The sequence below is a fragment of the Streptomyces sp. NPDC031479 genome (assembly GCF_055581065.1).
Genome location: NZ_JBVIKC010000002.1, coordinates 318,944 through 332,872 on the forward strand (window position 1 = coordinate 318,944; position 13,929 = coordinate 332,872).

Annotated in this window: 12 protein-coding genes; 5 read left to right on the forward strand and 7 right to left on the reverse strand. The window is 71.1% G+C overall.

Going from position 1 to position 13,929, the window contains the following annotated elements:
- Window positions 1–3 precede the first annotated feature (3 nt).
- The 3 genes from secF to ACZ5D2_RS04080 all read left to right on the forward strand — a co-directional run bounded on the left by secF (window position 4) and on the right by ACZ5D2_RS04080 (window position 4,311).
- Window positions 4–1,068: a protein translocase subunit SecF gene (gene secF, locus ACZ5D2_RS04070; RefSeq protein WP_371679424.1), complete on the forward strand. Its 1,065-nt coding sequence runs from the start codon at window positions 4–6 to the stop codon at window positions 1,066–1,068.
- Window positions 1,065–1,622: an adenine phosphoribosyltransferase gene (locus ACZ5D2_RS04075; RefSeq protein ID WP_371679425.1), complete on the forward strand. Its 558-nt coding sequence runs from the start codon at window positions 1,065–1,067 to the stop codon at window positions 1,620–1,622. The genes secF and ACZ5D2_RS04075 overlap by 4 nt, the downstream gene beginning before the upstream one ends.
- 265 nt (window positions 1,623–1,887) lie before the next feature.
- The gene (locus tag ACZ5D2_RS04080; RefSeq protein WP_266837959.1) at window positions 1,888–4,311 is read left to right on the forward strand and encodes a RelA/SpoT family protein; all 2,424 of its coding nucleotides are present in this window, start codon (window positions 1,888–1,890) and stop codon (window positions 4,309–4,311) included.
- A 90-nt stretch (window positions 4,312–4,401) separates the two neighbouring features.
- Here the strand turns inward: ACZ5D2_RS04080 and ACZ5D2_RS04085 are convergent, their stop codons facing one another.
- From ACZ5D2_RS04085 to ACZ5D2_RS04095, 3 genes are all read right to left on the reverse strand, one after another.
- Complete coding sequence (locus ACZ5D2_RS04085) at window positions 4,402–5,652, reverse strand: hypothetical protein (protein WP_371679426.1); 1,251 nt, start codon at window positions 5,650–5,652, stop codon at window positions 4,402–4,404.
- Between the two features lie 181 nt (window positions 5,653–5,833).
- Window positions 5,834–7,063, reverse strand: coding sequence for a DUF349 domain-containing protein (locus tag ACZ5D2_RS04090; protein WP_371679427.1), 1,230 nt, complete (start codon window positions 7,061–7,063; stop codon window positions 5,834–5,836).
- 189 nt (window positions 7,064–7,252) lie between these two features.
- A complete protein-coding gene (locus tag ACZ5D2_RS04095) occupies window positions 7,253–8,035 on the reverse strand; it encodes a peptidylprolyl isomerase (RefSeq protein WP_371679428.1) in 783 nt (260 codons plus the stop codon).
- Window positions 8,036–8,188: 153 nt separating this feature from the next.
- On the opposite strand from ACZ5D2_RS04095, the gene ACZ5D2_RS04100 reads away from it, so the two are divergent.
- Both ACZ5D2_RS04100 and hisS read left to right on the forward strand, forming a co-directional pair.
- Entirely contained in the window at window positions 8,189–8,899 is a 711-nt protein-coding gene (locus ACZ5D2_RS04100; RefSeq protein ID WP_266837951.1) for an MBL fold metallo-hydrolase, read from the forward strand.
- Window positions 8,900–8,909: 10 nt separating this feature from the next.
- Window positions 8,910–10,169: a histidine--tRNA ligase gene (gene hisS / locus ACZ5D2_RS04105; protein WP_371679429.1), complete on the forward strand. Its 1,260-nt coding sequence runs from the start codon at window positions 8,910–8,912 to the stop codon at window positions 10,167–10,169.
- 68 nt (window positions 10,170–10,237) lie between these two features.
- Here the strand turns inward: hisS and ACZ5D2_RS04110 are convergent, their stop codons facing one another.
- Genes ACZ5D2_RS04110 through ACZ5D2_RS04125 form a run of 4 tightly spaced genes read right to left on the reverse strand, consistent with a single transcriptional unit; the run spans window position 10,238 to window position 13,806 of the window.
- Window positions 10,238–10,864, reverse strand: coding sequence for a response regulator (locus ACZ5D2_RS04110; protein ID WP_468927043.1), 627 nt, complete (start codon window positions 10,862–10,864; stop codon window positions 10,238–10,240).
- A gap of 13 nt (window positions 10,865–10,877) precedes the next feature.
- Complete coding sequence (locus tag ACZ5D2_RS04115) at window positions 10,878–12,116, reverse strand: sensor histidine kinase (protein ID WP_468927046.1); 1,239 nt, start codon at window positions 12,114–12,116, stop codon at window positions 10,878–10,880.
- Window positions 12,074–12,928: an ABC transporter permease gene (locus tag ACZ5D2_RS04120; protein WP_371679433.1), complete on the reverse strand. Its 855-nt coding sequence runs from the start codon at window positions 12,926–12,928 to the stop codon at window positions 12,074–12,076. The genes ACZ5D2_RS04115 and ACZ5D2_RS04120 overlap by 43 nt, the downstream gene beginning before the upstream one ends.
- Window positions 12,925–13,806, reverse strand: a complete 882-nt coding sequence (locus ACZ5D2_RS04125; RefSeq protein ID WP_468927050.1) for an ABC transporter ATP-binding protein — start codon at window positions 13,804–13,806, stop codon at window positions 12,925–12,927. Before ACZ5D2_RS04125 ends, ACZ5D2_RS04120 begins: the two co-directional genes overlap by 4 nt.
- Between the last annotated feature and the right edge of the window lie 123 nt (window positions 13,807–13,929).

The window sequence follows — 13,929 nt, forward strand, 5'->3', positions numbered from 1 at the left end:
GAGATGTCGAAGCTGGGAGATCTCGGCGCCAAGCTGTACCGCGGTGAGGTCGGCTACGACTTCGTCGGCAAGCGCTTCGTCTGGTACGGCGTTTCCATCCTGATCACCATCACGGCGATCGTGGCCCTGGCCGTTCAGGGCCTCAACATGGGCATCGAGTTCAAGGGCGGTGCCGTCTTCACCACCCCGAAGACGGCCGTCTCGGTCGCCAGGGCGACGGCGGACGCGGAGAAGGCCTCCGGCCACGACGCGACCGTCCAGCAGCTCGGCACCGGCGGTCTGCGCATCCAGATCTCCGGTCTGGACACGGATTCCGCCGCCTCCGTGAAGAAGCAGCTCGCCACCGACCTCAAGGTGACCGAGAACCAGATCAACGCCGACCTGGTCGGCCCGAGCTGGGGCGAGCAGATCGCCAACAAGGCCTGGACGGGCCTGGCGATCTTCATGGTCCTCGTGGTGATCTACCTCGCCATCGCCTTCGAGTGGCGGATGGCGGTCGCGGCGCTGATCGCACTGATCCACGACCTCACCATCACCGTCGGCGTCTACGCGCTGGTCGGCTTCGAGGTCACCCCGGGCACCGTGATCGGTCTGCTCACGATCCTGGGTTACTCCCTCTACGACACCGTCGTCGTCTTCGACGGTCTCAAGGAGGGCTCGAAGGACATCACGAAGCAGACCCGCTACACCTTCAGCGAGATCGCCAACCGCAGCATCAACGGCACGCTGGTCCGCTCGATCAACACCACCGTCGTGGCGCTGCTCCCGGTCGGCGCCCTGCTGTTCATCGGCGGCGGCTTCCTGGGCGCCGGCATGCTCAACGACATCTCCCTGTCGCTGTTCGTCGGCCTCGCGGCCGGCGCGTACTCCTCGATCTTCATCGCGACCCCGCTGGTCGTGGACCTGAAGGAGCGCGAGCCGGCGATGAAGGCGCTGAAGAAGCGGGTGCTCGCCAAGCGGGCGGCCGCCGTGGCGAAGGGCGAGAGCCCCGAGGGCGACGAGGCGCACGGTTCGGAGGACGCCCCGCAGGTCGTCTCCCAGGGTGGCCAGGGGAGGCGTCGCCGGTGACCGCCGCCGCCTGTTCCCCCGAGGTCCGCGAGCTGCTGCTCAGCCGGATCAAGGACGTCCAGGACTACCCGAAGCCGGGCGTGGTGTTCAAGGACATCACCCCGCTGCTCGCCGACCCGCACGCCTTCGCGGCGCTGACGGACGCGCTGGTGGAGCTGGCCGGCCGGTACGGCGCGACGAAGATCGTCGGGCTGGAGGCGCGGGGCTTCATCCTCGCCGCTCCGGTCGCCGTCCGGGCGGGCATCGGGTTCATCCCCGTGCGCAAGGCCGGCAAGCTGCCGGGCGCCACGCTCGCGCAGTCCTACGAGCTGGAGTACGGCACCGCGGAGATCGAGGTCCACGCGGAGGACCTGTCGGCGGGTGACAAGGTCATGGTCATCGACGACGTCCTGGCCACCGGCGGCACCGCCGAGGCCTCGCTGGACCTGATCCGGCGGGCCGGGGCCGAGGTCGCCGGAGTGGCCGTCCTGATGGAGCTGTCGTTCCTGCCGGGGCGCGCCAAGCTCGTACCCGCGCTCGACGGGGCGCCGCTGGACGCGCTGATCCTGGTCTGAGTCCCTTCGTACGCCGAGCGGCGGGTGTCCGGTCCTCCCGGAGACCCGCCGCTTTCGCGTGCGGCCCGGCGGCGGACCCCGGACCTCCGCCCGGCCGTCCGGTCGCCCGGCCGTCCGGCTGGAAAACGCCTCGGGGCCGCGTCTCGCGGGACGACCGCGGAGAACGGGCCGGCGGAACCCTCGCTACCATGGTTTATCCGGACCTGACCGGGGCCCCGGATCCTCCCCCAGACTCCGTCCGGGGGGACCCCCGTGAGGAGCGCTCTTGCCAGACGAGGTCCAGCCACTCTCCGCCGCGCAGCCCGACCCGCAGGCCGACCCGGCCGCGGCGGCCGCGGCCACGCCGCCGCCGGCCCCGCCGGTCAAGCCCGCCCCGGCCAAGCCGGCCGGGTCGTCCAACCGGGTGCGCGCCCGGCTGGCACGCCTGGGCGTGCAGCGCTCGAACCCGTACAACCCGGTACTGGAACCCCTGCTCCGCATAGTCCGCAGCAACGACCCGAAGATCGAGACGGCGACGCTGCGCCAGATCGAGCAGGCCTACCAGGTGGCCGAGCGGTGGCACCGCGGTCAGAAGCGCAAGAGCGGCGACCCGTACATCACCCACCCGCTCGCGGTGACCACCATCCTCGCCGAGCTCGGGATGGACCCCGCCACCCTGATGGCGGGTCTGCTGCACGACACCGTCGAGGACACCGAGTACGGCCTCGAACAGCTCCGCCGCGACTTCGGCGACGCCGTGGCCCTGCTCGTCGACGGGGTCACCAAGCTCGACCGGGTCAAGTTCGGCGAGGCGGCGCAGGCCGAGACCGTGCGCAAGATGGTCGTCGCCATGGCCAAGGACCCCCGGGTCCTGGTCATCAAGCTCGCCGACCGCCTGCACAACATGCGCACCATGCGCTACCTCAAGCGGGAGAAGCAGGAGAAGAAGGCCCGCGAGACGCTGGAGATCTACGCTCCGCTGGCGCACCGGCTGGGCATGAACACCATCAAGTGGGAGCTGGAGGACCTCGCCTTCGCGATCCTCTACCCCAAGATGTACGACGAGATCGTGCGCCTGGTGGCCGAGCGTGCCCCCAAGCGCGACGAATACCTCGCCGTCGTCACCGACGAGGTGATGGTCGACCTCAGAGCCGCCCGGATCAAGGCCACGGTCACCGGCCGCCCCAAGCACTACTACAGCGTCTACCAGAAGATGATCGTCCGCGGCCGTGACTTCGCGGAGATCTACGACCTGGTGGGCATCCGCGTCCTCGTGGACACCGTCCGGGACTGCTACGCGGCCCTCGGCACGGTGCACGCGCGCTGGAACCCGGTCCCCGGCCGGTTCAAGGACTACATCGCGATGCCCAAGTTCAACATGTACCAGTCGCTGCACACGACGGTCATCGGACCCAGCGGCAAGCCCGTCGAGCTCCAGATCCGCACCTTCGACATGCACCGCCGCGCCGAGTACGGCATCGCCGCGCACTGGAAGTACAAGCAGCAGACCGTCGCCGGCGCCTCCAAGGTCCGCACCGACGTCCCGCAGGCCGCCAAGGGCAGCGCGGGCCAGGACACCGTCAACGACATGGCCTGGCTGAGGCAGTTGCTCGACTGGCAGAAGGAGACGGAGGACCCGGGCGAGTTCCTGGACTCGCTGCGCTTCGACCTCTCCCGCAACGAGGTCTTCGTCTTCACCCCCAAGGGCGACGTCATCGCGCTGCCCGCGGGCGCCACTTCGGTGGACTTCGCCTACGCGGTCCACACCGAGGTCGGCCACCGCACCATAGGGGCGCGGGTCAACGGGCGGCTGGTGCCGCTCGAATCGACCCTCGACAACGGCGACCTGGTCGAGGTCTTCACCTCCAAGGCCGAGGGTGCGGGCCCGTCCCGCGACTGGCTCGGCTTCGTCAAGTCCCCCCGTGCCCGCAACAAGATCCGCGCCTGGTTCTCCAAGGAGCGCCGCGACGAGGCCATCGAGCACGGCAAGGACGCCATCGCGCGGGCCATGCGCAAGCAGAACCTGCCGATCCAGCGGATCCTGACGGGCGACTCCCTCGTCACCCTCGCGCACGAGATGCGCTACCCCGACATCTCCTCGCTCTACGCGGCGATCGGCGAGGGCCACGTGGCCGCGCAGGGCGTCGTCCAGAAGCTGGTGCAGGCCCTCGGCGGCGAGGAGGCCGCCAACGAGGACATCGAGGAGAGCATCCCGCCGGCCCGCGGCCGGGCCAAGCGCCGCGGCAGCGCCGACCCGGGCGTGGTGGTCAAGGGCGTCGACGACGTCTGGGTCAAGCTCGCCCGCTGCTGCACTCCGGTGCCGGGCGACCCGATCATCGGCTTCGTGACGCGCGGCAGTGGCGTATCGGTTCACCGCGCCGACTGCGTGAACGTGGACTCCCTCTCCCAGCAGCCCGAGCGGATGCTGGAGGTCGAGTGGGCGCCCACCCAGTCCTCCGTCTTCCTCGTCGCCATCCAGGTGGAGGCGCTGGACCGGTCCCGGCTGCTGTCGGACGTCACCCGGGTCCTGTCGGACCAGCACGTGAACATCCTCTCGGCGGCCGTGCAGACCTCCCGGGACCGGGTGGCCACCTCCCGGTTCACCTTCGAGATGGGCGACCCGAAGCACCTGGGCCACGTCCTGAAGGCCGTACGGGGCGTCGAGGGCGTCTACGACGTCTACCGCGTCACCTCCGCCCGCAGGCCCTGAGGGGCGGCTGCCGGGCCCGCACATGACGGTGGGCGCCACCCCCTCGGGGTGGCGCCCACCGTCATGTGCGCGGCCGGCAGCGGGGCCGGATCAGGGGCAGCCCCACCAGACGAAGTTGAGGTTGCCCCCGAAGAGCGCCGACACCACGGTCGCGGAACCGATGATCCACATCACCGTGCTCCGGCGGGCCCTGGCCAGGGCCAGCGCGAAGGGGAAGAGCAGGGGGAAGGCGGGCATGATGAAGCGCATCTTCGAGAAGTAGAAGCCCGCTCCGCCCAGCGCCGTCAGCATGATCATCGCTGCGAAGATCCACACGACCATCGGGGGCCGGCGCCTGCGGGTCATCAGCACGAACAGCACCACGGCCACCACCACGGTCAGGCTGACCACCACGTGGTTGAGGGTGGTGTGCACCTCGGTGAAAGTCTTCTTCAGCTCGTTGAGCGTGTCGAAACCGCCGTCGTAGACCGAACCCCAGCGCCGCTGGAGCTCGAAGTAGCCGTCCCAGCGCCCGAAGTGCCAGCCGACGTACCCCACGTACCCGAACCACCCCAGCGGGGCGATCAGCGAGGCCGTGACGATCCGGCCCACCGGGGGCCGCTGCGCACGGCGCCCCCGGCGCCACTGGACGTACTCCCACACGCCCGCCAGCACCACGGCCGCGACGATGGCCGAACCGGAGGGCCGGGTCGCGCCGGCGAAGAAGGCCAGCACGCCCGCCGTCAGCCAGGACTTGGTCATCACCGCGTACATCGCCCACACCGACAGGGCGAGGAACAGCGGCTCGGTGTACGCCATCGACTGCACCATCGCGGCCGGCACGATCGCGAACAGGGCACAGGTGAACAGCGCGACCCGACGGCCGTAGATCTTGTCCGTGACGGCGAAGATGCCCCACGCCGCGATCACCGAGGCGAAGAGCGCCAGGCCCATCGCCACCCAGTTCATGGGCAGACCCGTGACGTACGAGGTCCAGCGGATCATCATCGGGTAGACGGGGAAGAACGCCATCTGGCAGCTCGGCCCCGCGAACGCACAGGGGGACGGCGTCGCCAGCGGGGTCGTCAGCCCGTTCTCGGCGATGTGCAGGTAGTAGATCGCGTCCCAGCGCCCGCCCAGGATCTCCAGCGGCTGCACACCCTTGCGCTCCGCCCACACCGCCATGACGGCGAGACCTGTGGCACGCAGTGCGATGTGGATCAGCAGCGCCTTCCGCGCACGCTGCAGGTTGGAGAGTACGCGCCGTCCGACGCCTCGGAGCCCGGTGTCCTTCTTGCTGGTGAGCGGCTCGGCAACGAGTAGTGAGTCTGGGACATCAGCGCGTATCTGGGTATGCGTCACATTCAATCCTGGTCGTCGCCCGGCAGAAGGCCGCCGAGGCGGCACCGTACAACGGTACACAGGTGTCAGGTGCTCCCAGCGCGCACCCTGTGTTGAAACCACGTAACGAATCGGACGCGCACACGGCGGACGGGCACCACCGGAGGAACCGGTGGTGCCCGTCCGAAGCGGTCCGGGGCCGTCAGCCGCCGAACTCCTCCAGGCCCTTCAGCGCCTGGTCCAGCAGGGCCTGCCGGCCCTCCAGTTCCCGCGCCAGCTTGTCCGCCTTCGCGTTGTTGCCCGCCGCGCGCGCGGCGTCGATCTGCTCACGCAGCTTGTCGACGGCCGCCTGGAGCTGCCCCGTCAGACCGGCCGCACGGGCCCGCGCCTCCGGGTTCGTACGCCGCCACTCGCCCTCCTCGGCCTCCTGGATGGCCCGCTCCACGGCGTGCATCCGGCCCTCGACCTTGGGACGGGCGTCCCGCGGCACGTGGCCGATGGCCTCCCAGCGCTCGTTGAGGGAACGGAACGCGGCACGCGCCGCCTTCAGGTCCGTCACCGGGACGAGCTTCTCCGCCTCGACGGTCAGCTCCTCCTTCAGCTTCAGGTTCTCGGTCTGCTCGGCGTCCCGCTCGGCGAAGACCTCGCCGCGCGCCGCGAAGAACACGTCCTGCGCACCGCGGAAACGGTTCCACAGGTCGTCCTCGGCCTCGCGCTGCGCCCGGCCCGCCGCCTTCCAGCTGTCCATCAGCTCGCGGTAGCGGGCGGCGGTCGGACCCCAGTCGGTCGACTTCGACAGCGACTCGGCCTCCGCGACCAGCCTCTCCTTGGCCTTGCGGGCGTCCTCGCGCTGCGCGTCCAGCGCGGCGAAGTGCGCCTTGCGGCGCTTGGAGAACGCGGAGCGGGCGTGCGAGAAGCGGTGCCACAGCTCGTCGTCCGACTTGCGGTCCAGCCGGGGCAGGCCCTTCCAGATGTCCACCAGGGCCCGCAGCCGCTCACCGGCGCTGCGCCACTGGTCGCTCTGCGCCAGCTCCTCGGCCTCGGCCACCAGCGCGTCCTTGGCCGTACGGGCCTCGTCCGCCTGCTTGGCCTTCTGGACCTTGCGCTCCTCGCGCCGCGAGTCCACCGTCGCCACCAGCTTGTCGAGCCGGACGCGCAGCGCCGCGAGGTCCCCCACGGCGTGGTGCTCGTCCACCTGGGTCCGCAGGTGCTCGATGGCCGTCTGGGCGTCCTTGGCGGACAGATCGGTGGTCCGCACCCGCCGTTCGAGGAGGCCGATCTCGACCACCAGGCCCTCGTACTTGCGCTCGAAGTAGGCCAGGGCCTCCTCAGGGGTGCCCGCCTGCCACGAGCCGACGACCTGCTCGCCCTCGGAAGTACGCACGTACACGGTGCCGGTCTCGTCGACTCGGCCCCACGGGTCGCTGCTCACAGCGCCTCCTCCACCTGATGCCCGCGAGGGGGTTCACCCCCCGGGCATCGTCCACAGTTTCCTGGGGCGGGCAGCGCCCGCCCTGCACAACGCCAACATAGGCGACCGCCGGGCCGGCTGTCCGCATCCCGCACGACGCAATATCGCCGTACGGGCGCCGGACCGGCCGGACCGGGCCGCGCCGCCCCGTCAGTCCTTGGTGACGGAGCCCTTCTGGATGACCACGGGGGTCTTCGGGGCGCCGTCCTGGCCGCCGTCGGCCGTCCCGGCCTTGGCCACGTCCTCCAGGACCTTCAGCCCGGCCGCGTCGATCTTGCCGAAGGGCGTGTAGCCCGGGGCCAGCGGACTGTCCTTGTACACGAGGAAGAACTGGCTGCCGCCGCTGCCCGGCTGCCCGGTGTTGGCCATCGCCACCGTGCCGGCCGGGTAGATCACCTGGCCCTGCTCGTTCGGCTTGCCCAGGGAGTCCAGGTTCTCGTCCGGGATGGTGTAGCCGGGGCCGCCCATGCCGGTGCCCTCCGGGTCGCCGCACTGCAGGACGTAGATCCCGCCGGTGGTCAGCCGATGGCACTTGGTCTTGTCGAAGAAACCCTTGTCGGCGAGCGACTTGAACGAGTTGACGGTCTGCGGGGTCTTCGCCGCGTCCATCTCGAACTTGATCTGTCCCGCGCTGGTCTGCAGGTCGAAGGTGTACTTCGCCTTGTCGTCGATCGCCATCGCCGGGGACGGCGACTTCTTCGGCGTCGGGGCCGACGGGGACGCCGAGGGCTCGGCCGCCGCGTCCTTCGTGTCCTTGCTGTCGAAGACACCCCCCACGACCAGCCCGACCAGCGTGGCGACCACCACGGCCGCGGCCGCGCCGATCACCGCCCAGCGCTGCCGGGACTTGCGGCGGGCCTCCGCCCGGCGCTTCTGCTGGCGCTCGTACTTCTCCCTGGCGAGCTGTCGCCGACGCTGATCGCTCGTGACCACCGGGTCGTCTCCTTGTACGTATCTGGTACCGCTGTCCGGGCTCGGTTAGGCCGTACCGTATATGGGTTCGCTGTGTAATGAGGGGCGCCGGTAGGCTCTGAGCAGCAGATTCCGAACCACTGCCTCCCACCGGACGACGAATGAGGGACGAACGTGCTGATTGCCGGATTCCCCGCCGGGGCCTGGGGGACCAACTGCTACCTGGTCGCCCCCGCCGCCGGTGAGGAGTGCGTCATCATCGACCCGGGCCACCAGGCCACCCAGGGTGTCGAGGAGACGCTGAGGAAGCACCGGCTCAAGCCCGTCGCGGTCGTCCTCACCCACGGCCACATCGACCACGTGGCCTCCGTGGTCCCGGTGTGCGGAGCACACGACGTACCGGCCTGGATCCACCCCGAGGACCGCTACATGATGAGCGACCCGGAGAAGGCCCTCGGCCGCTCCATCGGGATGCCGCTCATGGGGGAGCTGACCGTCGGCGAGCCGGACGACGTCCGCGAGCTGAGCGACGGCAGCACCCTGAAGCTGGCCGGGATGGAGTTCTCGGTGGCGCACGCGCCCGGTCATACCAAGGGGTCGGTGACCTTCCGGATGCCCGAGGCGGCCGACGTCCCGTCGGTCTTCTTCTCGGGCGACCTGCTGTTCGCCGGCTCCATCGGACGCACCGACCTGCCCGGCGGCTCCCACGCCGAGATGCTCCAGTCGCTGGCCCGCGTGTGCCTGCCGCTGGACGACTCGACGGTGGTGCTGTCCGGCCACGGTTCCCAGACCACCATCGGCCGCGAGCGCGCGACCAACCCGTACCTGCGGGAAGTCGCCGCCGGCCTGGGGGACGGCACCGCCGCCCCACGACGAGGAATGTGACAAGAGTTTCGTGGCTACTTTCCAGGCCCCCAAGGGCACGTACGACCTGATCCCGCCGGTTTCCGTGAAGTACCTCGCGGTGCGTGAGGCCATCGCGGCTCCGCTGCGGAACTCCGGCTACGGCTACATCGAGACGCCCGGCTTCGAGGACGTCGGCCTCTTCGCCCGCGGCGTCGGCGAGTCCACCGACATCGTCTCCAAGGAGATGTACGCCTTCGAGACCAAGGGCGGGGACCAGCTGGCCCTGCGTCCCGAGGGCACGGCCTCGGTGCTGCGCGCGGCGCTGGAGGCGAGCCTGCACAAGAAGGGCAACCTGCCGGTCAAGCTCTGGTACTCGGGCTCGTACTACCGCTACGAGAAGCCGCAGAAGGGCCGCTACCGCCACTTCTCGCAGGTCGGCGCCGAGGCGATCGGCGCCGAGGACCCGGCGCTGGACGCCGAGCTGATCATCCTCGCCGACCAGGCGTACCGCTCGCTGGGGCTGCGCAACTTCCGGATCCTGCTGAACTCGCTCGGCGACAAGGAGTGCCGCCCGGTGTACCGGGAGGCGCTCCAGGCCTTCCTGGGCGGCCTCGACCTCGACGCCGAGACCGTCCGCCGGGCCGAGCTCAACCCGCTGCGCGTCCTCGACGACAAGCGGGCCGACGTACAGAAGCAGCTGGTCGGCGCCCCGGTGCTGCGCGACTACCTGTGCGACGCCTGCAAGGCGTACCACGAGGAGGTCCGGGCGCTGATCACGGCCGCCGGGGTCGCCTTCGAGGACGACGAGAAGCTCGTGCGCGGCCTCGACTACTACACCCGCACCACCTTCGAGTTCGTCCACGACGGCCTGGGCTCGCAGTCCGCGGTCGGCGGCGGCGGCCGCTACGACGGCCTGTCCGAGATGATCGGCGGCCCGGCGCTGCCGTCGGTCGGCTGGGCGCTCGGCGTGGACCGCACCGTCCTGGCCCTGGAGGCCGAGGGCGTCGAGCTGGACATCCCGGCCGCCACCTCCGTCTTCGCGGTGGCCCTGGGCGCGGCGAAGCCGGTGCTGTTCGGTCTGGTGACAGAGCTGCGGCGGGCCGGTGTGGCGGCGGACATCAGCTACGGGGGCAAGGGCCTCAAGGGCGCGATGAAGGACGCGAACCGCAGCGGTGCGCGGTTCGCGCTGGTCGCCGGGGACCGCGACCTCGAAGAGGGCGTGGTCCAGGTGAAGGACATGGAGTCGGGGGAGCAGGCTCCGGTCGCGCTCGCCGACGTGGTCGGGACGCTGCGGGCGAAGCTCGCCTGACGGGTGCCGCCCGGTGGGGCGGGGCGGGGGAGCCGTGGCCCTCCCGCCCCGCCCTTCGCCGTCCGCTCCTACAGCAGGCCGTGGCGCATGGCCGTGGTGACGGCCGCCGTGCGGTCCGTGACCTCCAGCTTGCCGAAAACGCGCAGCAGGTGCGTCTTGACCGTGGACTCCGCCACGAACAGGCGGCGCCCGATCTCGGCGTTCGTCGCCCCCTCCGCGACCAGGCGCAGGACGGCCACCTCCCGGTCGGAGAGGCGCGGCCGCTCCGGGCGGCTGCGCAGGCGGTCCAGCAGGCGGCCCGCCACCGAGGGGGCCAGGACCGTATCGCCGCGGACGGCCGCCCGGACGGCCCCGGCCAGTTCCGTCCGCTCCATGTCCTTCAGCAGGTAGCCCGCGGCCCCCGCCTCCACGGCCCGCAGGATGTCCCGGTCGTCCTCGTACGTCGTCAGGACCACCACCCGTACCGGCAGCCCGGCCGCGCTGATCCGTGCGATGGACTCGACGCCGTCGCCGCCCGGCATCCGCAGGTCCATCAGGATCAGGTCCAGGTCCGGGAGCAGCCGTGCGGCCAGTGCCTCCGCCTGGGGGCCGTTCGAGGCCTCCGCGACGACCTCCAGGTCCGGTTCCGCGCTGAGCATGCCGCGCAGGCCCTCCCGTACCACCGGGTGGTCGTCGGCCAGCAGGATGCGGATCATCTCGTACGGCTCCTCAGCGGATCGGGAGGGTCACGGTGACGGTGGTCCCGGCGTGGACCGCGCTGTCGATCGCCGCCGCGCCGCCGACCTCCGCCGCACGGGCGCGCAGGCCCGGAAGTCCGTGGCCCGGGGCGGGGTCCGCCGGGTCGAAGCCCCGCCCGGTGTCCTCGACCGTGACCGTCAGCGCGGTGTCGCCGTAGGCCAGGGACACCGAGCAGCGTGCCCCGGGACCGGCGTGCTTCGCGGCGTTCGCCAGGGATTCCTGGCAGGACCGCAGGGCCACCACCTCCAGTGCCGCGGCCAGCGGCCGGACCGCCCCGGTCACCGACACGGCCGCGGGCGGGTCCTGCCGGGCTGCGAGGCGGCGTACCGCGTCCGGCAGGGAGCCCGCGTCCAGGTCGGCGGGGGCGCCGCCCGAGACCAGTGCCCGGGCCTCGGCCAGGTTCTGCCGGGCGGTGGCGGCCATCAGCTCCAGGTGCCGGTGGGCCTGCTCCGGGTCCGTCTCCAGCTCCGACTGCACGGCCTGGACCAGCATCAGCAGACTGGTGAAGCCCTGGGCGAGGGTGTCGTGGATCTCGCGGGACATGCGTTCCCTTTCGGCATGGGCGCCCTGCGCGGCGGACAGCCGGGCCACCTCCTCCCGGCTGGCGTCGAGTTCGGTGATCAGCGAGGCCCGGTCCTGGCTCTGCTCGATGATCCGGATGATCCAGGCGCCGAAGAAGGCGGAGAAGGCGAAGGTGACGAAGGAGCCGACGGCGTTCACGAAGACGATGTGGCCCGCCGGACGCCACAGCAGCGCCCACCCGGCCACCGGGAGCAGCGACACCACCGCCATCGCGCCGATCGCCCGGCGCAGCGGCAGCAGCATGAAGCAGTGCGGGGCGAGCGCGAAGGTGATCAGCCGGGTCTCGCCGACCAGGCAGGCCGCGGGCAGGAACAGGGCCAGCATCACGCCCAGGTAGCGCAGCGCCGGCGCCGGGCCGGCGCCCGGATCCTTCAGCAGGAGCGGCCGCCCGGCCCACGCGTACCAGGGGATCAGCAGCGCGAGCAGGCCGGCGGCGGGGAGCCGGTACGACAGCGGAGGGAAGTCCGCGCCCAGCACGAAGGCGACGGTCGCGGCCCACACGACGCCGAAGTAGAGGTCCCACGGCCCGAACGCGCGGTCCCAGACGTGGGTCTCGCGCGCTCCGGCCGTCCCGGTGAAGCCGTTCAGCCGTCGCGCCCGTTCTTCCACCTGAAAGTCAGCAGACACAGGACCAGACCTCCGACGACCCAGGCCCCCAGGACCAGGGCGACCTTTCCGTACTCCCAGCCGCCCGCCTGCTCCAGGACGGCCGCGGACTCCGGCAGGAACACCCCGCGCAGACCCTGGCACATCCACTTGAGCGGGAACAGCGCACCGATGTTCAGCAGCCAGTCGGGGATCGCGTTGACCGGGATGAACACGCCCGAGACGAACTGCAAGATCAGGAACGGCAGGACCACGACCGAGCTGGCGCTCTTGCCGGACTTGGGCAGGCTGCTGATGGCGATGCCGAGCAGGGCGCAGCCGGTCAGGCCCAGGACGAAGATCCAGCCGAAGGTGAGCCACTTGACGCCCGAGGCCGGCAGGTCCAGGTCGAACAGGGTGGAGCCGACGAGCAGCAGGACGGCGGTCTCCGCGAGTCCGGTGACCAGCACCATCCAGACCTTGCCGAGGAAGTACGCGGCCGGGGGCATCGGGGTCCCGCGGAGCCGGCGCAGCACCTTCTCGTCACGTTCGACGGCGATCGAGATGCCGAGCGACTGGAAGCTGGTGGACATGATGCCCGCGGCGACCATGCCGGCCGCGTAGAGCTGGGAGGCGGTGACCCCGGTGTTCTCCACGCTGTCGCTGAAGATCGAGGCGAAGAGGGCGAGGAAGACGACGGGGAAGGCGAAGGTGAAGATCATCGCGTCGCGCTGGCGGACGAACTGCCTGATCTCCAGGGCCCCGCGGCCCAGTCCCAGGGCCCAGGCGCCCGGCAGCGCCCGCGCGGCCGCGGCGGTCCCGCCGGCCGTGCCGGTCGTGGCGGTCGTGGTCATCGTGCGTCCTCCGGCGTCGGCGCGGTCGTGGGTACGAGCTGTCCCGTGAGGCGCAGGTACACGTCCTCCAGCGTGGGCCGGCCGATCTTCAGTCCCGGGATCTCGCCCTCGAAGCGGGACATCAGCTCGGCGACCGTACGGGTGGGGGTCTCGGTGGCGGTGCTGCGCGGGGTGCCGTCGGCCTCGGTCCACTCGACCGTGGCCCCGGTGCCGAACCGGGCCCGCAGTCCGGCCGGTTCGCCCTCGGCGACGACCTTGCCGCTCGCGATGACCGCGAGGCGGTCGGCCAGGGCCTCGGCCTCCTCCAGGTAGTGCGTGGTGAGCACGATGGTGGTGCCCTCGGCGGCGAGCAGCCGGATCAGGTCCCAGAACCTGCGGCGGGCCGCCGGGTCGAAGCCGGTGGTCGGCTCGTCGAGGAGCAACAGCTCGGGGCCGCCGATCACACCGAGCGCCACGTCGAGCCGCCGCCGCTGGCCGCCCGAGAGCCCCTTCACGCGCTGGTCGCGCTTCTGCTCAAGGCCGACCAGGGAGATGACCTCGGCCGGGTCGCGCGGCGCCGGATAGTAGCGGGCGAAGTGCTCGACCGTCTCCCGTACCGTCAGCTCGGCGGGCGCCGACTCGTCCTGCCAGACGATCCCGACGCGCGAGCGCCAGACCCGTCCGGCGGTGGCCGGGTCCGCGCCGAGCACGCTGACCTCTCCGCCGTCCCGTTGGCGGTGGCCCTGCAGGATCTCCACCGTCGTGCTCTTGCCGGCGCCGTTGGGCCCGAGGAGTCCGAAGACCTCGCCCTGCCGGATCGTCAGATCGAGTCCGTCCACCGCGGCGACCGCGCCGTACCGCTTGCGAAGCCCCCGCACCCGCACCGCGTTCTGTGTCATGTCTCGAATGGTGTGGCGGAATGTGCCCTACCGGACCCCCCGTGCGTACGTCCTTATGTCCATCGAACGGTGGACACCGGGATCCTTGCGGCACAATGGCCGGTGCTTGTTGACCTTGCAGAT